Consider the following 22,236-nt stretch of genomic DNA (forward strand, 5'->3'; position numbering starts at 1 on the left):
GCTGCTGTTTTCAAACCTGCGTCACTAATCCCTAGCCGTCGTTACCGACCGATTCACCCATATCGGCCAGATAGGGTGGACGGGAGGTGTCCGACGTGGACCGGCTGGCCTATGCGAACATAAGGGCGAACAGCGCCGCAATCCGGCTGGAACCGGTGCTGGACGATTTCCGCATGCTGCCCCGCGCCGTGCTGGGCGGCTTTCCCACGATCCTGTTCTATGCCGCGCTGCTTTGGCCGCACGAGCCGCACTGGCTGGTTCTGGCCTGGCTCGCCGCGCTGCTGACGCCGCTGGCCGGTTGCCACCTGCTGTGGATGCAGTGGCGCAAGCGGCAGGGTGATCTGGAATGGCTGGCGTGGGCCCGCAAGCCGCTGGTCATCCTGTCGCTCTTGACCGGATTCGGCTGGGGCGCACCGGTGGTGGTGACCGCGCTGAAGGGTGAACCCGTGCTGTTCTGCATCACCATGGTGGTGGGCGCAGGCGTGCTGGGCGGGGTCAATTCCAGCAAGGGCAGCTATGCCCCCGCAACGCTTGCGGTGATCGTGCCGGGGGTGCTGAGCGGGCTGGTCGCCTGGGCGATCTTCCTCGGCCCTGCCGAATTTGCCGGAGTCGCGGTGCTGACCGTAATCTTCGGCGCGTTCCTGTGCACCGCCGTGATCGATCGGCAGCGCAAGCACGTGGCGCAGTTCGAAGCGCGCGAAGGGCAGCGCCTGTCCATCGAAACGGTCCGCCTCCTGCTCAACGACTTTCAGGAACAGGCTGCCGACTGGCTGTGGCGGGTGGACGCACAGGGGCGCGTCTTCGCCCCCGGCTTCCGTTTTCGCCAGGTGACCGGCCGCAGTGTCGACGATCTGACAGGCCTGCCCTTTGCCGACCTGTTCGACGAAAGCCCGGAGCGGGCGATCCTGGAAAACCACCTCGACAGCCGGACACCGTTCCGCAACCTGACCGTGCAGCTGACCATCGGCGCGGAAAAGCGGTGGTGGACGCTGTCCGCCCGCGCGCTCGACAACGGAGAGATGCACGGGGTCGCATCGGATGTCACCGCACAGAAACGGGCCGAAGAGCGGATCAGCTACATGGCCCACTTCGACGGCCTGACCGAGCTGTCGAACCGTTTCCGCTTCAACGAATGCCTGCAACGCGCGCTGACCGGGCGCCTGGTCGACAGTGAGGACGTTGCCGTCCTGTGCCTTGACCTGGACCGCTTCAAGGCGGTGAACGATACGCTGGGCCATCCGGCTGGTGACCTGTTGCTGCGGCAGGTGGCAAGGCGGATCGAACTGGCCGTTGGCGCGGAAGGACTGATCGCCCGGCTGGGCGGCGACGAATTCGCCGTGCTGCTGTGCGGCCCGGATGCAGCATCGCGGGCGGAACCAACGGCGCAGCGCATCATCGCCGAGCTTGCCGAACCGTTTCATCTGGAAGAGCATCAGGTCCTGTCCTCCACCAGCATCGGCATCGCCACCTCGATCGACGGGTGCGTGGATGCGGCAGACATGATGAAGATGGCCGACCTGGCCCTTTATGCCGCCAAGGAGCAGGGGAGAAACCGGCTGGTCCATTACACCGCCGGCATGGAAACGCAGGCCCGCGAACGGCGTGAACTGGAGATCGACCTGCGCCGTGGCCTTGGCAACGGCGAGTTCGAATTGCTCTACCAACCACAGGTGGACATCGAGACCGGGGCCATCGCGTGCTATGAAGCGCTGGTGCGGTGGAACCACCCCACGCGCGGCACCATCCTGCCGGGCAGCTTCATCGACATGGCCGAGGAAACCGGCCTGATCGTGCCGCTGGGCCAATGGGTGATCCGCGCGGCGACCGAGGCGGCAGGCCGCTGGCCGGACGATGTGCGCGTGGCGGTGAACCTTTCACCCGCACAACTGCGCGATCCCGGCCTCCTGCCCTGCGTGATCCAGGCGATGGCCTCGGCAGGCCTTTCAGCAAACCGGCTTGAGCTGGAAATCACCGAAAGCGTGCTGCTGGAAGATACCGAGGACAACCTGGCCACGCTGCATCGCCTGCGCGATCTGGGCCTGCGCATCTCGCTCGACGATTTCGGCACCGGGTATTCCTCACTGAACTACCTGCGCAACTTCCCGTTCGACAAGATCAAGATCGATCGCTGCTTCATCGAAGGCATCGAGGAGCGCGGGGATTGCCAGGCGATCGTCAGCGCCATGATCACGCTGGCGGAAGATCTGGGCATGGTCATAACGGCGGAAGGCGTCGAGACGGTGGAGCAGCTTGAACGCCTGCGCCTGCACGGCTGCCGGCAGATCCAGGGCTATCTGGTGGCGCGACCGCTGTCGGCGGCCCTGCTCGATGCCCATCTGGGGCTGGTGAACGAAGCCATGGCCCGGCGCGCCGGGTAAAGGATCACGCGGCTTCGAGTTCCACGAATTCGGGATAGAACACCGGCTGGCGCCCGGACCAGCCCGGCGCGGTGGCGGCGGCTTCGCTGATCGATTGCAGCAGCAGCTTGCGCCGGTCGGGGCGGATCTGCGGCAGGGCCGCGGCACCACAGAAGGCCGATGGCAGCCAGGGCCGCACTTCGGCGCCCAGCAGGCGTTCGTAAAGGAAGCGATAGGCGCTGAAGCTTGAGATGCGTTCCTGCGCGAGGTCGAAAGTGGTCACGCGCATCAACGGACCCATGGCGCGCTCGATGCAGTCCAGCCCTTCGGCATTGGGCAGTTCCTGGCGCAGCAGCTTCAGGTCCTGATAGACCACATACTGCTGGCGGATCGAAGCGGTCTCTTCGCCATTGCGCGCCCACAGGCGAAAGGCATCGGCGCGACCAAGCCCGACATCGAGGCTGCGGCGGATATAGCGCTGCTCGCAGGGCGTGAAGCTGGCGAACTCGCGCAGCTCGGCCAGGATCACTTGTGCGGTACGGCTGTTCGACATCGCCATGAGACTCCCGCGCAGGCCAAGGCAGACCCGGCCCCGCGGATTTCACACTAGGCCTGTTTGGTTATCGGAACGTTAAATGGTTAATGCGGCCGGAGTCCAAGCGATTCCGCGACTGCGTTAACGGAAGCACCGGTAACCATGTTCACTGCGAATCGGGTGCCGAATCGGCCCGGCGACGGTATCGGAAGTACCATACCTCATGCCCATAGACATTGCGCGCCTTTGATTCATAACGCGTTTCCGGCCAGCCGCCGGGGCGTACCTGAAAGTCCCGCGGGGTTTCCGCCAGCCAATCGAACTGGTGCGTGTGCCGGGTCATCACCATCAGCGCGTGCCGCAGGTAAATGGCATGGTCGGTGCCGAAGCGGAATTCGCCGCCAGGCTTCAGCTTGCGCGCGAACAGGTCCACCGGCCCGTCGTTCATCATCCGTCGCTTGGCATGGCGCGCCTTGGGCCAGGGATCGGGGTGGAGCAGATAGAGGAACGAGAGCGCGCCATCGGGAATGCGCGCCAGCACTTCCAGCGCATCGCCATGGTGGATGCGGATATTGCGGATCGGCAGGTGGGCACCGTTGTCGCCATCCACATGGGTCAGCGCCTGCGCCACGCCATTGAGAAACGGCTCCGCCCCGATGAAGCCGTGATCGGGCAGCATGTCGGCGCGGAACGCCATATGCTCGCCGCCGCCGAAGCCGATCTCGAAGTGAAGCGGACGATCGCTGCCGAACAGGGCCTGCGCCGTCACCGGCCCTTCCGCAGGCACTGCGATCTGCGGCAGCAGCGTGTCCACCAGCGCCTGCTGCCCTGCGCGCAGCGGTTTGCCCTTGGCACGGCCATAGAGGCGGTTGATCGTGGTCGGATCGCCGGATTTGTACGCAGTCATGCCTGCGCCGTTGGCATTACCGGGCGGTCAATGCAACCGCCCGGCTCTGCCCTGTGCGGTCAGCCATCGCGCTTCAGGGCGCCGGGCCGGTGTGCGGCCTGCTTGCCGTCGTCGGTCTCGACCAGGTATTCCGGGTTGTCGGCAGAGGCCGCAACCCTTTGCCCCTTGATGGATGTCGGCTTTTCAAGGCGCCGCACCACCTTGCCATGCGCCGTGCCGCCGTGGCTGCTCCACGCCACCCTGTCGCCGCGCTTCAGTTCCTTTGCCATGCCCGTTCCTTTCAGATGCACATGGTCGGCAAACGGAAACGGCGGGGCGAGTTCCGGCGCTTGCCCCAAAACGCAAACGGCCCGCACAGGGCGGGCCGTTCACTCGTCATCGCAGGGAAATCGTTCAGGCCGCCTCGATCGCGGTCATGTCGTCGGGATCGCGCAGCACATAGCCGCGGCCCCACACGGTCTCGATGTAGTTCTCGCCCCCGCAGGCATGCGCCAGCTTCTTGCGCAGCTTGCAGATGAACACGTCGATGATCTTGAGTTCCGGCTCGTCCATCCCGCCATAAAGGTGGTTGAGGAACATTTCCTTGGTCAGCGTGGTGCCCTTGCGCAGTGAAAGCAGCTCGAGCATCGCGTATTCCTTGCCGGTCAGGTGCACGCGGGCACCATCGACTTCGACGGTCTTGGCGTCGAGGTTGACCGAAAGCTTGCCGGTGCGGATGACCGACTGCGAATGGCCCTTGGACCGGCGCACCACGGCGTGGATACGGGCGATCAGCTCTTCGCGGTGGAAAGGCTTGGTCACATAATCGTCCGCGCCGAAGCCGAACGAACGAACCTTGCTGTCCATTTCGGAAATGCCCGAAAGGATCAGCACCGGCGTCTGCACCTTGGCGACGCGCAGCTTCTTCAGCACGTCATACCCGTGCATGTCGGGCAGGTTCAGGTCGAGCAGGATGATGTCGTAATCATACAGCTTGCCGAGATCGAGGCCTTCTTCGCCCAGATCGGTAGAGTAAACATTGAACCCTTCGGTCGTGAGCATGAGCTCGATCGCCTTGGCGGTGGTCGGCTCGTCCTCGATCAGCAGAACGCGCATTGGTCAGCCCCTTCTTGCCATTCCCCGGCTGGCATTAACCCCCCTTCAAAGGGTCTTGCCCGTCATTAACCATAGGACCAATGAACATGAAAGGTTAATTTATCGTAAGCAAAGGGCACGCGTCGCCCGGAATTAATAACGGGCCGGTTGAACCGTGGTGTCGGAAATATAAGGGATTCCGCGTATCAGGCGCCCGGCACGCCGATGCTCGAAGCAGCCTCGCGCAGCTTGCGCGCCGTCGCCTGATCGTTGCGGAAGACGTTAAGCGAATCGGCCAGCGCCTTCGCCGCCTTCTTCGGCTCGCCCAATTGCATGCGGCTGCGCATCAGCATGATCCAGCCATCGGCATTGGCGGGATTGGCCTTCAGCTTGCCCTCAAGGCTTTCGACCATGCCCGTGATCATGGCTTCCTGCTGGCCCTTGGGCAGGCCCTGCGCGGCCTTGATCTGGTCGCTGCTGGGCCCCGGGATGCCAGCGGCGGCCACCTGCGCGCCATTGGTGGTCAGGCCGTTGCCCGGCGGGGCGAACTGCGCCTCTGCCAGCCGCTTTTCCACGTCGATCTTGTACTTCGTCCCCACCTCGCGGATCACCTTGCGGATATCGTCGGCATAGGGCGCGTCGGCCGGAGTGTCCTTCAGCAGATCGAACCAGGCGTTGATCGCCCTGCGGTGCTGCCCCGCCAGGTCCATCGCCACGGCGCGGAAATAGCGGGCGCGCGCGTCCTTGGGATCGAGCTTGAACGCCTTGTCGAAGGCGGCGCGCGCATCGGGCGGGATGCGCCCTTCCTTGTCGCTCGCCAGCACCAGCGCCTCGCCCAGGAACGAGAACGTCTCGGCATGGGTGGGATCGAGCTTGGTCGCCTTCTTCAGCGCGGTCGCCGCCTCGGCATAGCGTTCGGTCTGGAAATAGGACCAGCCGAGCATGCGCCAGCCCTCGGCATCCTCGGGATTGTCCTGCAGCCGCTTTTCCAGCTTGGCGATCACGTCGTCCACCGAAGGGGCCTGCGTCTCGCTGGGCATCGGCGGAGCCACTGTGGCCACGGCCGAGACTTCTTCCTTCTGCCCGCGATAGACCGCCACGCCACCTGCCGCCAGCGCCAGCACCGCCGCCGCGCCCAGCAGGGCCTTGCCCGCAAAGCCGCCAGCCACGCCACCACGCGCAGCCTGGGCGGGTGCACCGGTGGGGGCAGGACTGGACTCGGCCTCTGACATCGCTTGCTCCACCCGCGCCGCACCATGCGCGGCGGCCCATTCTTCCCACCGCGCATATCCCGCCGCGACCGCCCATGGCAAGCGCCAGGCGAGCATCGGGCGGGCAGGTATTCCCGCTGACAAAATGCGGCTGGAAAATCAGGCCCGTTCAGCTAAGGTCAGGCGCGATAAGAACGGTCGCGAAATAACGGAAGAGGGGGATCGGGGGCCGAAAGAGCTGCCGCCCTTCGTGTTGCGGGGGCACGCGGCGGTGAGCGAAGTCTACAAGGTTGCCATCATCGGTTCCGGCCCCGCAGGCATGAGCGCGGCCAGTCGCGCCGCGCAGCGCGGTCTTTCGCACGTGCTGCTGGAAAAGACCGACCACCTTTCCGACACCATCTTCAAGTACCAGAAGGGCAAGCACGTGATGGCCACGCCATCGCAGCTGGTCCTGCGGTCTGACCAGGAATTCGACGCGGGCAAGCGCGAGGATATCCTTGGCCGCTGGAACGCGCGCACCGCCGAACTGGCCGTGAACGTGAAGTACAACGCCGAGGTGAAGGCGATCCGCGGCACGGGTGAGGCCATTCCCGGCTCGATCCAGAAGATCGTGACCCGCGCGCGCGACGGATCGACCACCACCACCGAGCTGCAGCGCCACGCCCCGCCCTATGCCATCCAGCTGACCAATGGCGAGACGGTGATGGCGGAGAACGTCGTCCTCGCCATCGGCACGCAGGGCAACCCCAACCTGATGCGCTGCCCGGGGGCGGACCTGCCCCACGTGACCTACCAGCTCGACGATCCCTATGCCGTGCTTGACGAACACATCGTGGTGATCGGCACCGGCGACGCGGGGATCGAGAACGCGCGCGGCCTGGCAGAGGACCCGGCGCAGGGCAACGTCGTCACCATCCTCAACCGCAGCCCCAAGTCCGCCAACGTGCGGGAAAGCTTCGCCACCGCCAAGGAGCCCAACGCCAAGGCGCTGGTCGAAGACGATGCGGCGGGCAAGCTGACCATCCGTTATGAGACCGAGACCAAGGCGGTCGAGCCGGGCTGGATCACGCTGAACACCCGCGATGGCGAGGAGCGCATCCGCTGCGACCGCATCATCGCCCGCATCGGCTCGGCCCCGCCGCGCGCCTTTGTCGAAGGCTGCGGCATAGAATTCGCCAGCAACGATCGCCTCGCCTTCCCCACGCTGACCCCGCAGTTCGAATCGACCGCGCCGGGCATCTTCGTGATCGGCGCGCTGGCCGGCTATCCGCTGATCAAGCACTGCATGAACCAGGGCTACGACGTGGTAGAGTTCATCGCCGGCAATGCAGACCTGAAGCCGGCGGACGAACCGCTGCTCGAAGCCAAGTTCGCCGGCCTGCCCGGCAGCCGCTCGGTGAACGAATGGCTGGAATTCCTGCGCACCAACGTGACCATCCTTGAAGGGATGACCACGCTGCAGCTGCGCGAGTTCATGCTCGATTCCGACGCCCGCTTCTACAAGAAGGGGGACACGATCTTCGAGAAGAACGATCCCGGCTCCTCGCTTTTCACCATTGCCGATGGATCGGTTCACGTGCGGATCGACCCGAATGATCCCGGCAAGGTCGTGCCCATCGCCAAGGGTTCGATCTTCGGCGAAGTGGGCCTGATCTCGGGCCGCCGCCGCGGCGCCACCATCGTCGCCGCCGAAGACTGCATCTGCGTGGAAATCAGCCGCAACGCCGCGCTGAAGCTGCAGAGCCAGGTGCCCAGCGCCCGCCGCGCGATCGAGCGCATCTCCACCGAGCGGCAGCTGCTGCAGATGTTCGGATCGGGCCTGACCCCGGCCGACGTGGCCGAAGTGGTCGAGACCGCCAAGATCATGCAGGTCCGCGCGGGCGAAGCGATCATCACCGAAGGCGCGGACGACAAGGACATCTTCGTGATCCGCGTCGGATCAATGATCGTGGAAAAGGAAATCGGCGGAAAGCCGGTGTTCCTGTCCTACCTGCCCGCGGGCTCCTATGTCGGTGAAATGGCGCTGATCGACGGGGGGCAGCGCACCGCCACGGTGCGCGCCGCAATCAAGAGCGAGGTCATCCGCATCGATGGCGAGGCGTTCTCGCGCGTGCTGGCGGCCAAGCCCGCGCTGCTGGAACGCGCGCGCAAGGACATGGAGAGCCGTCGCCAGGTCAACGCCTTCGTCGAATCGCGCAAGGACAGCTTCTCGGGCGTGGTCGATCTCTATTCCGAACAGGCCAAGTTCCTCGTTTCGCAGGGACTGGGCGAAGCGACCGACGTGCTGCTGATCGACGAACGGCTCTGCGTGGGCTGCGACAACTGTGAAAAGGCCTGCGCCGACAGCCACGATGGCCTGTCGCGGCTGGACCGCGAGGCCGGCAAGAGCTTTGCCCACCTGCACGTGCCCACCAGCTGCCGCCACTGCGAACACCCGCACTGCATGGCCGATTGCCCGCCCACCGCGATCAAGCGCGGCCCGGACGGCGAAGTGCGCATCGATGATACCTGCATCGGCTGCGGCAATTGCCAGCGCAACTGCCCCTATGGCGTGATCCGCATGGACAAGGTTCCGCCAAAGAAGCCGTCGCTGCTGGAATGGCTGTTCTTCGGCAAGGGGCCGGGGCCGGGCGAGCCGCCCTACAAGTGGTCCAAGAAGAACACGAAATACACGGGCGATCCGGCGGTGGACGAGGCGCTGGACCGCAAGAAGGCGATCAAGTGCGACATGTGCGCCGGGATCGAAGGCGGGCCCAGCTGCGTGCGCGCCTGCCCCACCGGGGCGGCGATCCGCGTTTCGCCGGATGAATTCCTGACCGTGGCGCGGTTGGAAAACGAAGGGGCCTGAGGGGGATGGCAAGCACCGCACCGGTTAAGGCCCGCACCGGGTCAAGCCGCGAACGCACCAGCACGCACGAGGGCTTTCTGGTCCATCGCGGCGGGCGCTGGATGAAGATCGCCGCCGCGCTCGCGCTGGCGCTGATCCTGCTCTACATCTTCGTGCCGCTGCCGCCGGGCCACTTCGGCTCGACCTGGCTGGGCTACACGCTCGGCACCGTGTGCGCGCTGCTGATCCTGTGGCTGACCATGCTGGGCGTGCGCAAGCGCGCGATCACCCCGGGCCGCTGGAGCCTGAAAGCCTGGACCAGCGCGCACGTGTGGCTCGGTCTGCTGCTGATCGTGGTTGGCACGCTGCATTCCGGCTTCGATTTCGGCTGGAACGTGCACACGCTGGCCTGGGGCCTGATGATGATCGTCATCATCTCCGGCATCGTCGGTATCTGGCTCTATGCCACGGTGCCCGCCGCGCTTTCGGAAAACCGCTATGACAGCGAAGGCGCGATCACCGAAAAGCAGATGGTGGAGGCGATCCGCTCGCTCGACCGGCAGATCCACGATGCGGCGCAACCGCTTGATCCGGAAAGCGCGGGCCTCGTCAACCGCAGTCTTGAGGAAGATCCTTTCGCCGGATCGTTCTGGAACCGGATCACCGGCAAGTACCCCCGGGACGCCACCCGGTTCGCCTCGTCCGAACTGCGCCGGATGCGCGCCTACAAGCCGCGGCATGCCGATGATCCGCTGGACAAGGTGGACGCCCTGCTCACCCGCAAGGAGGCCATGCTCGGCCGGATGCGGCGGCACCTGAAGCTCAAGGCCTGGCTGCAGGCCTGGCTCTATGTCCATGTCCCCGTCACGTTCGCGCTGATCGCCGCGCTCTCCGCGCATATCGTCAGCGTCTTCTTCTACTGGTGAGGGCCAAGCCATGACGTTCCTGGTCCGCCAGATAGCCCTGAAGAGCAGCGGCGAGGAAATCGTCCGCCCCACCACGGTGGAAGGCGACGAGATCCTGGTCGGCCGCGATTCATCCTGCGGCATCCACCTGCCCGATCTTGCGGTCGATCCGCGCCACGCCCGCCTGCGCCTTGCCGCCGATGGATCGCTCGTGGCCGAATCGGTGGGTGACCAGCCCTTCGATGTCGACGGGCGCAGCACCACCCGCACCACGCTCGATCCCGCCGTGGGTGCGGAGCTCGGCTTTGGCGGCCACCGCATCGTGCTGTCGCGTGATGGTGAAAGCGGCGTACCCGTGCTCACCGTGCGCCGCGTGGAGGCGGTGTCGGAGAGCGCCGAGGACATCGACCTGTCCAGCGTATACACGCTGAAAGGCCTGCTTCCCGGCAAGCGCGGCTCTGCCTGGACCTTTGCCCTGCTGATGCTGGCGGCATTCCTGGTTGCGCCGATCTGGTCCTGGGCCACCTACCAGCCGCTCGCGCTGCACAAGGATGCGCGTCGTCCGGCGGGGATCCACGGCGATACCGCGTGGTCCTCGGGCCACCTCAGCCTGGCGCACAAGAACCTCAACAACGATTGCCAGGCCTGCCACGTGAAGCCGTTCGTCGCGGTGCGCGACAACGCCTGTCTCACCTGTCACACCCAGGATGCGCACCAGCACATCCCCGATGGCGCCCGCCTGCTGAAGGCGCGGGGCGAGCCGACCGGCTTCGCCGCGTTCCAGCGCGCCGTGGCCACCACCTTCAACCGTCCGGCGGGCAGGTGTGTCGATTGTCACACCGAGCATACCGGGGCCGGTGCTATGCAGCCTACCCGGCAGCAATTCTGCGCCGATTGCCACAATGGACTGAAAGGCCGCTTGCCCGACACAGCCCTCTCCGACGCCGCCGATTTCGGTACGGCCCATCCGCAGTTCCGGCCCATGCTGGTGTCCGGCTTCGCGGGCGACAAGGCCGTGCTCAAGCGGGTGGCCTGGTCCGATGGGCTTAGGGAGAACGACGGGCTGAAGTTCACCCACGCCCAGCACCTGTCGAAAACCAATGGCGTGGCGCAGATGGTCCGCCGCCGTCCCGGCCAATATGCCGCGCCTGACGGGCTGGGCTGCCAGGATTGCCACCGTGCCGAAAGCGATGGCGCGCGGTTCAGGCCGGTGGAGATGGAACAGGCCTGCCAGTCGTGCCACAGCCTCACCTTCGATGAAGTGAGCGGCACCTTCCGCACGCTCAAGCACGGCCAGCCCGCGCAAGTGGTGGCAGACCTGCTGGCCGCCTATCGCGGCGGCATGCCCGAACGCCCGCTCAGCCTGTCCGGCATGGCCCGCCGCATTCCGGGTGACGCGGCCCAACGCGCCACCGCGGCAGATTATGCCCGCGCCGTCCGCTTCTATCCCACGCAGGGATCGCAGGCCGTAGCGCAGGTCTTCAGCAAGGGCGGCATGTGCTATGATTGCCACGTGATCGGCCGTGGCGGCGATGCCCGCACCGCCGGGTTCAGCGTGCAGCCAGTGGCGCAGAACGGCCGCTATTTCGCCAAGGGCTGGTTCGATCACCGCGCCCACCGCAAGACCGACTGTGCCGAATGCCACGTGAAGGCAACCCGTTCGAACGACGCGACCGATCTGCTCGTGCCCGGTCTTGAAGGGCCCGGCGGCTGCCGCTCGTGCCACGTGGGCGAAGGCGGGGCGCATCTCGCTTCGGCCAAGGTCAAGGACCCGGTCGATTCCTCGTGCGCCATGTGCCACGCCTATCACATGGATGCCGGCGCGCCGTGGAAGCCTGCGGACAAGCGCAAGCACGACGACCTGCACACCGCCGCGCTGGACCGTCCGCGCCTGCCCGGCGACCTCAGGAAATAAGGGGCCGCCGATGCTGATCGCCCAGATCACCGACATCCACATCGGCTTCGAGCCGGACAGTCCGGACGAGTTCAACCGGCAGCGGCTCGATCGCGTGCTGGCCGATCTCAAGGCGCTGCAGCCCCGGCCCGATCTGCTGCTGGCTTCCGGTGACCTCGTCGATCGCGGTGACCGCATCAGCTATGTCCGCCTGCGAGAGGCGCTTGAAGGCCTGCCCTTCCCCGTCCACTTCGCGCTTGGCAACCATGACCTGCGCGATGTTTTTGCCGACGTTTTTCCCGAGGCGCAGTTCACCGACGGCTTCCTGCAATATGCCATCGATGGCGGCCCGGTTCGCCTGCTCGTGCTCGATACGCTTGAGGATGGCCGCCACGGCGGTGGTTTCTGCGCCACCCGCGCCGCCTGGCTCAACGCCCGGCTGGATGAAGCGGGCGATGTCCCCACCCTGCTGGTCATGCACCACCCCCCGGTCGAAGTCGGCATCGCGTGGATGAACACCGATCCCGCCGAACCCTGGGTGGAACTGCTGGCATCGTGCCTGCGCGGGCGCAGCAATGTGATCGGCCTCGTCTGCGGGCACATCCACCGCGCCATGACTGCAAAGTGGGAAGGCCTCGTCGTCGCCACCTGCCCCTCCACCGCGCCGCAGGTGGGGCTGGACCTGCGCCTGCTCGATCCCGACGTGCCCGATGGCCGCGCGCTGATCGTCGCCGATCCGCCCGCCTATGCGCTGCACTGGTGGAACGGGCGCGAACTCGTCACCCACTGGGACACCGCCGAGGACCGCGCCGTGCTCGCCCGGTTTGACCAGAACCTGCAGGGCATGGTCCAGCACATGATGGACGAACGCCCCGGCACCAGCGGCCGCCTTCTCTAACGCTCAGCGCGCCCGCGCCAGCAGCCCGGCATGGCCCAGTCCGTCGCGGCAATAGGGATGCGCCCGCAACGCGATCGTCCCGTCGGCCGCGGGAAAACCTCCTACCGCACGCCTGCGAGCGCCTTCTGGCGCCGCCGCTGCACCGAACTGCCGAGGCCGATCGCCTCGCGATACTTGGCCACCGTGCGCCGCGCGAGGTCGAAGCCGCGCTCTTTCAGCAGGTCCACCAGCGCATCGTCGCTCAGGATCGCCTTGGGGTCTTCGGCATCAATCAGCTGGCGGATCGCCGCCTTCACCGCCTCGGCCGAAACCGCGCCTTCGCCGTCGGCGGATGCCACGCCCGAGGTGAAGAAGTATTTCAGCTCGAACGTCCCGCGCTCGCACTGCAGGTACTTGTTCGAGGTGACGCGGCTCACGGTCGATTCGTGCATCGAGATCGCCTCCCCCACCGTGCGCAGGGTCAACGGCTTCAGATGCGAAACGCCGTGGCGGAAAAACCCGTCCTGCTGCTTCACGATCTCCGCCGCCACTTTCAGGATCGTCTTCTGCCGCTGGTCCAGTGCCTTCATCAGCCAGTTGGCGTCGGCCAGCTTCTCGCCCAGCCAGGCCTTGGCTTCCTTGCCCACGCACGCCCCGCGCATCTGCACGTAATAGCTGCGGTTCACGATCAGGCGCGGCAGCGTGGCCTGGTTCAGCGCGATGTCCCAGTCCACACTGCCATCCTTCTGCGGCACCGCGCGAATCAGGATGTCGGGCACCACCACTTCGCCCGTGCCGCTGCCAAAGCGCAGCCCCGGCTTGGGGTCATAGCCGCGCAGCTCGGCCAGCATCTCGGCAAAATCCTCGTCATCCACGCCGCACATGCGCTTCAGCCGGGCCAGTTCGCCCCGCGCCAGCAGGTCCAGGTTGTCCAGCAGGCGCGCCATGCACGGGTCATAACGGTCCGCTTCCTTCGCCTGCAGCGCCAGGCATTCGGAAAGGTTGCGCGCGCCCACGCCTGTGGGGTCCAGCGATTGCACCAGCGCCAGCCCCGCCTGCACCACCGCCAGTTCCACGCCCAGCGTTTCGGCCACGTCTGACAGCGACACCGAAAGGTATCCCGTCTCGTCCAGCTGGTCGATCAGCCAGCGCGCCACGAACAGCTCGATCCGGTCATGCGCCTGTGCGCCCACCTGCGCATGCAGGTGCTCGGCCAGCGTCTCGTCGAAGCGGCCCCGTTCATCGATATCCGGCCCTTCGCCGCCCGCGCCGCTGCTGCTGCGATAGTCCGCCAGTTCCAGCGTTGCCGCGCCGTCCCCGGTATCCCGGTCACGATCCAGCGCGGTGGCGTCGATGTCCAGCGGGCGGTCTTCCTCCACCCGCCCTTCGCGCACCAGCTGATCGACGGGAGAGCTTTCCAGATGCGTGCGGCGCAGCTCCTCTGGCAGGGCTTCGCCGGTCTCGACCGGCGCTTCGCCCCGGCCCTCACCCAGTTCCAGCAGCGGGTTGGCGTCCAGCGCCTCGCCGATGAAGGCTTCGACTTCCAGGTTTGACAGCGCCAGCAGCTTGATCGCCTGCTGCAGCTGCGGCGTCATCACCAGCGATTGCGTCTGGCGAAGATCCAGTCTCGGCCCGAGCGCCATCAGTGCCTCGATCGCGCTGGCTTACGCCAGTGCTGGCGCCACCCACCACCCCGCACCCCCGGCCCAACCGCCCATTCAGTGTACCCTTGTGGGTGGTTGGGCCGGGGGTGCGGGGTGGTGGGTGGCGCGAGGAATTCGGCAGAGCCGAATTCCGGCAACGCAGTCATAACGTAAAGCCCTCGCCCAGGTAGAGCCGGCGCACGTTGGCATCGGCCACCAGCGCCTCGGGGCTGCCGGCAAACAACACCTGCCCGCCATAGATGATGCAGGCACGGTCCACGATATCCAGCGTTTCGCGGACGTTGTGGTCGGTGATCAGCACGCCGATGCCGCGGCCTGAAAGATCCTTCACCAGATGTCGGATATCGCTGATCGAAAGCGGGTCGATCCCCGCAAACGGTTCGTCCAGCAGGATGATCGAAGGCTTGGCCGCCAGCGCCCGCGCGATCTCGCAACGGCGGCGTTCACCGCCCGAAAGTGCCATGGCCGGGCTGGAACGCAGCCGGGTCAGGCCGAATTCGTCGAGCAGGCGCTCCAGCTCCGCTTCGCGCGTGTGCCTGTCCGGCTCGATCAGCTCCAGCACCGTGGCAATGTTCTGCTCCACCGTCATGCCGCGGAAGATCGATGTTTCCTGCGGCAGGTACCCCAGCCCCAGGATCGCACGGCGATACATCGGCAGCTTGGTGATATCCACGCCGTCCAGCAGGATGCGCCCCGAATCCGGCCGCACCAGACCCATGATCGAATAGAAGCAGGTGGTCTTGCCCGCGCCGTTGGGGCCCAGCAGGCCCAGCACCTCGCCCTTGCCCACCGACAGCGAGATGTCGGTCAGCACCGCCCGCTTGTCATAGGACTTGGCGATGGAGACGACCTCCAGCCCGCCTTGCGGAATCGGAGGGGCGGCGTCCGCCTTTGGTTGGGTTTCGGCAAGTCCGGTCATCGGGTCGGGTCGGTCTTTCGCGTCTCGTCGTCGTGTCCCGCCAAGGCCATAGCTTGCCCAAACGCGCTGGCAAAGCCCGCTTGTGCCAGTCTGGCAGGATTTGTGCATGGCTGCGCTTTTGCCGCCACGGGCTCGGTCACGGGCGCAGACCTTTGCCATGATGGCATCGTCATCCGCGTCCCGCCGCGGAACAACCGGGCCTGCGGCTTCGTTCCCTGTTCATGTGACGCTTGAAAGACATTTGAATGCGTGTTCTACTCACATTTCGGGAGCAGGGAACGGGGTTCAGCCCATGAACAAGGTGGTCAACGGTTCGCACATTTCCAGCCACGCGCGGGCCGCCGCGGCCCGACCGCTCGACTGGCGCAGGAAGATGAGCGACACCGTGGCCTATGGCCTTCTCGTCTACACCGGCCTGCAGATTTTCGTGACCATGCACGCCATCGATGGCGATGGCGCCTCGCTTCTGCCGGTGCTCGCGCTGGTGGTGCTGGTGGCGGGCATCATCCCGCTGTTCCGCCGCTTCGAACGCCGCTGGGAACATCTTTCCAACGAAGCCGCTGCCGATCCCGATCTGAAGCCCGCCTTCCGCCGTGACCAGCTCACCGTCTGGCTGCTTGCCGTGGGCCTGCCCTTCCTGCTCACCGGCCTGTTCAAAGGCATCGCCGCGCTGCTGGCTTGAACGGGCAATCCCCATCCCGGCATTGATGCCCCATCATTGAAGCGCGCCATCATTGAACAGGGGGCGATCCGTCGCTAAGTCGCGGCCTTTCCCGCTTGAAAGGCTTGCCCATGCTCTCTCCCGCCCAGGCCCAGGAACGCTGCCAGGCGCTGATCGAACGCGCCATGCGGGCAGGGGCCGATGCGGGCGATGTGGTCTATCTCGCCAATTCGTCGGAAAGCGTCTCGGTCCGCCTCGGCAAGCTTGAGGATGTGGAACGCTCCGAATCAGAGAACGTGTCGCTGCGGGTCTTCGTCGGCGGGGCCTCGGCCTCGATCGGATCGACCGACATGGGCGATGCCGCGCTTGATGAGCTGGCCGCCCGCGCCGTGGCAATGGCCCGCCTTGCTCCGGCAGACAAGTATGCCGGCCTTGCGCCCGAAGAGCTGCTGTTCCGCGGCACGCCACCCGCGCTCGATCTCGACGACGGGCGCGAAACCGCACCGCAGGAACTGCGCCGCATTGCCGAAGAGACCGAGGACGCGGCCCGCGCCGTTCCGGGCGTCACCAACAGCGAAGGCGGCAGCGCCGGATCGGGTCGGGGCGTGGTCGCCCTGGTCACCAGCCACGGTTTCGCCGGGGCCTACGCCGCATCCAGCCATTCGATCTCGGCCAGCGTGATCGCGGGTGAAGGCGATGCGATGCAGCGCGATTACTGCTGGCGCAGCGCCCATCACGCGGCAGACCTGCTCAGCCCGGCCGAGATCGGCCGCCGCGCGGCGACCCGCACCGTCGCCCGCCTCAACCCCGGCCGGGTAAAGAGCGGCGCCTATCCCGTGGTGTTCGATCCCCGCGTTGGCGGCTCGCTGATCGGGCACCTGCTCGGCGCGATTTCGGGCAGCGCCATCGCCCGCCGCGCCAGCTTCCTGCTGGAAAAGGACGGGGCGCAGATCTTCGATCCGTCCATCACCATCACCGAAGACCCGCTGCGCCCGCGCGGCCTGCGTTCGCGCCCCTTCGATGGGGAAGGGCTTGCCGTCGCCCCGCGCAACCTGGTGGAAAACGGCCGCCTTACCGGCTGGCTGATGGACAGCGCCGCTGCCCGACAGCTTGGCGGCACCCCCACCGGCCACGCCTCGCGCGGCGGCGGCGGGGCGCCCCACATCGCGGCGGGCAACGTGGTGCTGCAGCCCGGCAGCGCCGCCCCGGCGGCGCTGATGGCGGACATTGCCGATGGCATCTATGTGACCGAGCTGATCGGCATGGGCGTGAACGGCGTGACCGGCGATTACAGCCGCGGCGCATCGGGTTACCGCATCGTCAATGGCGAGATCGCCGGGCCGATCGCGGAATTCACCGTGGCCGGCAACCTGATCGACATGTTCGCCGCGCTGGTCCCGGCGAACGATCTGGACATCCACCGCGGCATCGATGTGCCCACCCTGCGCATTGACGGGATGAGCGTGGCGGGGGACTGACGCCACCCTGCCAAAGGGGGCGGGAACGCTTTGCGGGTCTTGTGATTTGACCCGCTTATGCGCGCCTTCAAACGGTCTCAACCCCTTCTCAGTCGGTTTCTACCCCTTCTCTGTCTTCTTCAACTTACGCCCCCGGCGCTGGCGCAGGGCCTGCCCGGGCTGACCCCTTCGGCCAGCGCCAGCGCATCGCCGGCGCCCTCCATCTCCCCCGATGACAGCGCCGCCGAGGATCAGCGCCTGGCCGCCCGCATCCGCGCGATTTTCTCGGAGATAGAGGCACTTAAGCCGGTGCAGGTGCGCGTTTCCGCGGGCGTCGTCACCCTGTCCGGCACGGTGGCGGATCAGGCCGCGATCGATCAGGCCGCCGCAATCGCCCAGCGCCTGACCGGCGTGGTCACCGTGCAGAACCGGATCACCCGCAATCTCGAAGTAGACCAGAACCTCTCCCCCGCCCTCACCGGCGTGACAGGCAAGGCCGAAGGTTTGTGGCGGATGCTGCCGCTGATCGGGGTGGCGCTGCTGGTGGCGGTGCTGGTCGGCATGCTGGGCTACGCCATCGCCGGGCGGCGCGCATGGTGGCAGAAAATCGCTCCGAATCCGTTCCTTGCCGATCTTTTCGCCACGGCGATCCGCTTCGTCTTCGTGGTCGGCGGGATCGTGCTGGCGCTGGATATCGTGGGCGCCACCGCCTTGCTGGGCGCGGTCCTTGGCGGCGCCGGCGTGATCGGTATCGCGCTGGGCTTTGCCGTGCGCGATTCGATCGACAACTACGTCTCCTCGCTGATGCTCTCAGTCCGCCAGCCGTTCCGCGCCAACGACAATGTGCGGATCGACAGCCACGAAGGGCGGGTCATCCGCCTGACCAGCCGGGCCACGGTGCTGATGACCGGGGACGGCAACCACTTGAGAATCCCCAATTCCACGGTGTTCAAGGCGGTGATCGTGAACTTCACCACCAACCCGCACCGGCAGTTTTCCTTCACGTATCCCATCCCGCACGATGCCGACCCGTGCCGCGCGCTGGCGGTAGGGCTTGAGGCGATGGAGGGGCTGGACTTCGTGCTGGACACCCCGGCGCCAGGCACCGAACTGGTCGACATGGCGGGGCCGGTGCAGCTGCTGAAGTTCAGCGGCTGGATCGACCAGACCCGCGCCGACTTTGGCAAGGGGCGGACGCAGGCGATGGAAACGGTGCGCGCGGCGCTGCGCGAAGCGGGCTTTCCCGCCGTGGCGCCCGCCTATCGCGTGCGGTTGCTGCACGATCGGGAACAGGTGGTGCCCGAAGTGGCCGCGCCACCGGCGGCAGCGCCGACCGAGGCGGACGTGCGGCCGGACCGGCATATCGAGAAGATGGTGCGGCAGGAGCGCGCCCACGACGAGGAGGGCGCGGACCTGCTGGATGCCGGCCGCCCCACCGAATAGGAGGGCGGCCGCAGACCGGAAGGATCAGGCCTTCTTGTCGGCCTCGTAGCGCTCGATCGCCTCGAGCGTGATGCGCTTGGCGTCTTCCGCCCCGCCCCACTTGCCGACGCGGACCCACTTTTCCTTCTCAAGGTCCTTGTAGTGGGTGAAGAAGTGTTCGATTTGCGCGAGCACGATCTCGGGCAGATCGCCCTTTTCGGCAACGTCGCTGTAGTAGGGGAAGGTCTTGTCGTCGGGCACGCAGACCAGCTTTTCATCGCCGCCGTGTTCGTCTTCCAGGTTCAGCACCGCGATCGGACGCGCACGCACGACCGAGCCGGGGACGAAGGGCGAACGGGCAATGACCAGCGCATCGAGCGGATCGCCATCGGGCGAAAGCGTGTGCGGCACGAAGCCATAGTTGGCGGGATAGCGCATCGGGGTGTGCAGGATGCGATCAACGAACAGCGCGCCGGAGGCCTTGTCGAATTCGTACTTCACCGGTTCGCCGCCGACGGGAACTTCGATGATCACGTTCAGGCATTCCGGCGGATTGTCGCCAGTGGGAATCATGTCGATGCGCATTGGGGCCCTTTTCTGTGGCTGACCATTGGAACGCACCGGCCTGTAGCGCCGCCTATTGTGCGCCGCAACAAGACTTATGGCGGAAGGTGCGCCTTTTCAGCGCACCTGATCAGCTGCCGCCGCCCAGCGCATTGATGGTGAAGGCAATCACGCCGATGTTGAACACGAAGGCGGCAAAGCTGTGCAGCGTGGCGACGCGGCGGATGGCCCGGCCGGTGATCTGGGTGTCGCTGGTCTGGAAGGTCATGCCCAGGGTGAACGCGAAATAGGCGAAATCGAGATAGTCAGGCTGCCTGGTGCCGGGAAAATCCAGCCCACCCGCATCCGATCCCGGCGCAGCCCCCAACGCATAGTATTCGTGCGCATAGTGCAGGGCATAGACGCTGTTGGCGAAGAGCCATGTCAGCATCAGGGTGGCGACCAGCTTGATCATCGCCCCGGTGTCACCCTTGCTGGCCTGGGGCAGTTCCCCCGCGATGGCGGCCATGACCACCAGTGTGAGCACACTGGTGATACCCAGCACCCAGACCCGGTTGGCATCGTTCTGCGCGCTGTGCAGCCGCATTGCGGAGGCATTGCATTCCGCGATGATCGGCCAGAGCGAGGCGAGGAAGGCGAGCGCGGCGAAATCGAAGGCCATGGCCAGCGAATCCGCCACGCCATGTCCACCGAACAGATTCCGCCATGAAAGGAACGCGGCGACCAGCAGGACCAGGAACAGCACGAAACGGGGCGGGGCGATCCGTTTCCCCAGGTTCCATGCCTGCTCCGTATGATCCTGCCGCATCGCCGCTCCCGTCCAGCCCTATTTCCTTGCCGGCGCCTTGCGCGGGGCCAGCAGCAGATCGAGCCCGCCCGGCCCCTTGGCGCCCGGTGCGCGTTCCAGCCACGGCCAGCGCAGCCCGTCGTGATAGTCGATGGTGACGGTCATGTACTTGTCGTCACGCTTTACCAGCAGTTCAATCGCCTTGCCCGCGCCCTTGGCGGCGGTGATCGCCGCCTTGATGCCATCGGCGCTGTAGGCCGTGCCGTTCACCGCAACGATCGTCATGCCCGTTACGATCCCGGCCTTGAACGCGGGGCTGTTCCAGCGGCTGGCCGAAACCTTGCCATCGTTGTCGATGGCAAGGCCGATCGAGTGGTTGAGCGAGATGAACTTGCCTTCGCCGAAGCGCGCCTTGTCAAAGACGTTGGGCTCTTCCTTCCAGACGAGGCGATAGCCGCCGCGTTCGATCCCGCCGGTGGGCGAAGGCTGGCCCGGCGTCTGGATCCGCGTCTTGAGGAAGGTGCCCCAATCATGGGCATGGACGCCATTCAGCGTCTTCACCACATCATCGAATTCATTGACCATTCCCCAGGCAAGCTGCTGCGCGAACTCCTCCATGCGCGTGTCCTTGAGGACATCGAAGATCGTTCCGATAGCCATCTCGACGGCGCGGCGCGCCATGTCGGGATCCGGCATCTCGGCGGCGATTGGAGCCTCGATGATGTTCAGCTTGGCCAGATCGCTGTGTTCAAGAAACGCCCCGTCGTAGGATTCCGTGATCCCTTCACGTGCATCGGCGAGATTGATCCGTGCCTGAGCCAGATCTGCGAACGAGTTGAAAACAGTCATGATAGCCTCCGATTGTTGAAATCGTCCCCACATCGGGAACGGCCGAAAACCCATCGGTCGGGAGGCGTGCAGTCAGGGACGGCGAGCCCTGCTCGCCGCCGCCCCTGCGGGCGTGGGGGTGCCGATTTTCTGCGCGCGTGCCGCAAGCGCAGCGCAGCAGGCACGCGTGCGGAAAATTGGGGGAACCACGATCCTTGACGAGCGCCGGAGACCGATATGTTTCGGCAGGTGTTCCTGTGTGTGGAAGAGACGTTCCCGCCCCCGAGCAAGAGAGACGAAGGCAGGACCGGTCAGGCGCCTTAGCGCCACGCCGGGCCGCCCCTTCGGCCCTGCGCAGGGGTTACAGCGGGAACACTCCCAATCTTGAAAGGGCGTTTGGCGGGGCTGGTCGGAAGACGACGTAATGTCAGCGGCGATGCCGCAAAGCGCGCATCGCCGCAGTGCGGGCGGCAAAGGCAAGCGCAGCGACAGCCTGAGCCGATCCTTGACCAGGCGGAGGATGCCGAATGACCCGCCTGCGCGCCGCAGCGCGCATTACGGTCGGAAAGCTCCGACCGCGAACGCCTTCCTGATAAGGAAAGGCGCTTTCGCGGGTAAGGGGCGCTGCCATGCCCGGATGGGCGGCAGCGCCGAGATCGGACAGAGCAAAACCCGGACTCAGCGAATGAGGCCATTGTCGCACCCTGCATTGAAGCTATGTTCGGGTGATGGCCGTCTGGCAGTTCGTCATCAACCTCATCCCTGCCTCTGCAGCGCGTATCGCAGGGGTCCACGCGGCACGGATGAGCCGCGCGCAGCTCGATGACATTGTTCTGGCCCTCCCCATCGCACAGGCGAATGTGCTGTTCGCAAAACTCGACATGTTGCTGCCCGAGAAGCCGCGATCGTACACCGGTCTTCGGGTGTGGGGTGACGAGCCGAGCGACGACATTCAGGTGAGCTTCGATGACGAATTCATCGAAGAAATCCAGGTCCGCTTCGACGTGGCAGATATCTCATTGCCATTGATCGGCGGGGTCTGCGACGTCGCGCGCCATTTCGACTGCGTCTTTGCAACGCCGGAGGGTGCGATCATTCAGCCAAGCCGGGAAGCTGTCGTCAGGACGGTTCTCCAATCTGACGCCGCGCATTTCGTGAAAGATCCACAGGGCTTTATCGAAAAGGCGGTCCGTCTGGATCGGGAGGACCGATAGGGGCCTTTGCCTGTAGACCGGCGTGCAAAATTGACCCCGTTTGAGGGGTAATCGGCGTCTAAAATTGACCCCACCCTTGGGCATGTTTGAGGCTGTCCGTTTGTGCATACGAACGGCGAGGGCGGGGATGTTG

Annotated in this window: 19 protein-coding genes; 9 read left to right on the forward strand and 10 right to left on the reverse strand. The window is 65.8% G+C overall.

Annotated elements, in window-relative coordinates:
* Positions 1-86 precede the first annotated feature (86 nt).
* The gene (locus POM99_RS08695) at positions 87-2,378 is read left to right on the forward strand and encodes a putative bifunctional diguanylate cyclase/phosphodiesterase (protein ID WP_277276784.1); all 2,292 of its coding nucleotides are present in this window, start codon (positions 87-89) and stop codon (positions 2,376-2,378) included.
* Positions 2,379-2,382: 4 nt separating this feature from the next.
* Here POM99_RS08695 and POM99_RS08700 read toward each other — a convergent pair whose 3' ends face one another.
* The 5 genes from POM99_RS08700 to POM99_RS08720 form a co-directional block, all read right to left on the reverse strand.
* Positions 2,383-2,910 carry a hypothetical protein gene (locus tag POM99_RS08700; RefSeq protein WP_277276844.1) on the reverse strand — a complete coding sequence of 176 codons (528 nt, stop codon included), beginning with the start codon at positions 2,908-2,910 and terminating at the stop codon, positions 2,383-2,385.
* A gap of 148 nt (positions 2,911-3,058) precedes the next feature.
* Complete coding sequence (gene trmB, locus POM99_RS08705) at positions 3,059-3,799, reverse strand: tRNA (guanine(46)-N(7))-methyltransferase TrmB (RefSeq protein ID WP_277276786.1); 741 nt, start codon at positions 3,797-3,799, stop codon at positions 3,059-3,061.
* A 59-nt stretch (positions 3,800-3,858) separates the two neighbouring features.
* Positions 3,859-4,068 carry a hypervirulence associated TUDOR domain-containing protein gene (locus POM99_RS08710; protein WP_277276788.1) on the reverse strand — a complete coding sequence of 70 codons (210 nt, stop codon included), beginning with the start codon at positions 4,066-4,068 and terminating at the stop codon, positions 3,859-3,861.
* Between the two features lie 124 nt (positions 4,069-4,192).
* Positions 4,193-4,894 (reverse strand): response regulator transcription factor CtrA, encoded by a 702-nt coding sequence (gene ctrA, locus POM99_RS08715; protein ID WP_277276790.1) that lies wholly within the window; start codon positions 4,892-4,894, stop codon positions 4,193-4,195.
* Positions 4,895-5,079: 185 nt separating this feature from the next.
* Positions 5,080-6,201 (reverse strand): tetratricopeptide repeat protein, encoded by a 1,122-nt coding sequence (locus POM99_RS08720; protein ID WP_277276792.1) that lies wholly within the window; start codon positions 6,199-6,201, stop codon positions 5,080-5,082.
* A 154-nt stretch (positions 6,202-6,355) separates the two neighbouring features.
* Here POM99_RS08720 and POM99_RS08725 point away from each other — a divergent pair, with 154 nt between their 5' ends.
* From POM99_RS08725 to POM99_RS08740, 4 genes are read left to right on the forward strand one after another with little or no spacing between them, the layout of a single operon-like run.
* Positions 6,356-8,932 carry a cyclic nucleotide-binding domain-containing protein gene (locus POM99_RS08725; protein WP_277276794.1) on the forward strand — a complete coding sequence of 859 codons (2,577 nt, stop codon included), beginning with the start codon at positions 6,356-6,358 and terminating at the stop codon, positions 8,930-8,932.
* A 5-nt stretch (positions 8,933-8,937) separates the two neighbouring features.
* A complete protein-coding gene (locus POM99_RS08730; RefSeq protein ID WP_277276796.1) occupies positions 8,938-9,837 on the forward strand; it encodes a hypothetical protein in 900 nt (299 codons plus the stop codon).
* Positions 9,838-9,847: 10 nt separating this feature from the next.
* Positions 9,848-11,731: a cytochrome c3 family protein gene (locus POM99_RS08735; protein WP_277276798.1), complete on the forward strand. Its 1,884-nt coding sequence runs from the start codon at positions 9,848-9,850 to the stop codon at positions 11,729-11,731.
* Between the two features lie 10 nt (positions 11,732-11,741).
* Positions 11,742-12,608 (forward strand): phosphodiesterase, encoded by an 867-nt coding sequence (locus POM99_RS08740; RefSeq protein WP_277276801.1) that lies wholly within the window; start codon positions 11,742-11,744, stop codon positions 12,606-12,608.
* A 101-nt stretch (positions 12,609-12,709) separates the two neighbouring features.
* Here the strand turns inward: POM99_RS08740 and rpoN are convergent, their stop codons facing one another.
* Together rpoN and lptB are read right to left on the reverse strand one after the other, a co-directional pair.
* Entirely contained in the window at positions 12,710-14,230 is a 1,521-nt protein-coding gene (gene rpoN, locus POM99_RS08745) for an RNA polymerase factor sigma-54 (RefSeq protein ID WP_277276803.1), read from the reverse strand.
* Between the two features lie 163 nt (positions 14,231-14,393).
* The gene (lptB, locus tag POM99_RS08750; protein ID WP_277276805.1) at positions 14,394-15,170 is read right to left on the reverse strand and encodes an LPS export ABC transporter ATP-binding protein; all 777 of its coding nucleotides are present in this window, start codon (positions 15,168-15,170) and stop codon (positions 14,394-14,396) included.
* A 292-nt stretch (positions 15,171-15,462) separates the two neighbouring features.
* Between lptB and POM99_RS08755 the strand changes: the two genes are divergently transcribed.
* The 3 genes from POM99_RS08755 (at position 15,463) to POM99_RS08765 (ending at position 18,731) form a co-directional block, all read left to right on the forward strand.
* On the forward strand, positions 15,463-15,852 hold the full coding sequence (locus POM99_RS08755) for a hypothetical protein (RefSeq protein ID WP_277276807.1): 390 nt from the start codon (positions 15,463-15,465) through the stop codon (positions 15,850-15,852).
* A 110-nt stretch (positions 15,853-15,962) separates the two neighbouring features.
* A complete protein-coding gene (locus POM99_RS08760) occupies positions 15,963-17,309 on the forward strand; it encodes a TldD/PmbA family protein (RefSeq protein WP_277276808.1) in 1,347 nt (448 codons plus the stop codon).
* Between the two features lie 57 nt (positions 17,310-17,366).
* On the forward strand, positions 17,367-18,731 hold the full coding sequence (locus POM99_RS08765) for a mechanosensitive ion channel domain-containing protein (protein ID WP_277276810.1): 1,365 nt from the start codon (positions 17,367-17,369) through the stop codon (positions 18,729-18,731).
* A gap of 24 nt (positions 18,732-18,755) precedes the next feature.
* Here the strand turns inward: POM99_RS08765 and ppa are convergent, their stop codons facing one another.
* The 3 genes from ppa to POM99_RS08780 form a co-directional block, all read right to left on the reverse strand.
* Positions 18,756-19,295, reverse strand: a complete 540-nt coding sequence (gene ppa, locus POM99_RS08770; protein ID WP_277276811.1) for an inorganic diphosphatase — start codon at positions 19,293-19,295, stop codon at positions 18,756-18,758.
* 109 nt (positions 19,296-19,404) lie between these two features.
* On the reverse strand, positions 19,405-20,082 hold the full coding sequence (locus POM99_RS08775; protein ID WP_277276813.1) for a DUF1345 domain-containing protein: 678 nt from the start codon (positions 20,080-20,082) through the stop codon (positions 19,405-19,407).
* Positions 20,083-20,100: 18 nt separating this feature from the next.
* Complete coding sequence (locus tag POM99_RS08780; protein WP_277276817.1) at positions 20,101-20,910, reverse strand: M61 metallopeptidase family protein; 810 nt, start codon at positions 20,908-20,910, stop codon at positions 20,101-20,103.
* 707 nt (positions 20,911-21,617) lie between these two features.
* On the opposite strand from POM99_RS08780, the gene POM99_RS08785 reads away from it, so the two are divergent.
* Complete coding sequence (locus POM99_RS08785) at positions 21,618-22,103, forward strand: hypothetical protein (RefSeq protein WP_277276819.1); 486 nt, start codon at positions 21,618-21,620, stop codon at positions 22,101-22,103.
* Positions 22,104-22,236: the final 133 nt, after the last annotated feature.

This window comes from Novosphingobium cyanobacteriorum, assembly GCF_029436685.1.
In the GTDB taxonomy this organism is placed as follows: domain Bacteria; phylum Pseudomonadota; class Alphaproteobacteria; order Sphingomonadales; family Sphingomonadaceae; genus Novosphingobium; species Novosphingobium cyanobacteriorum.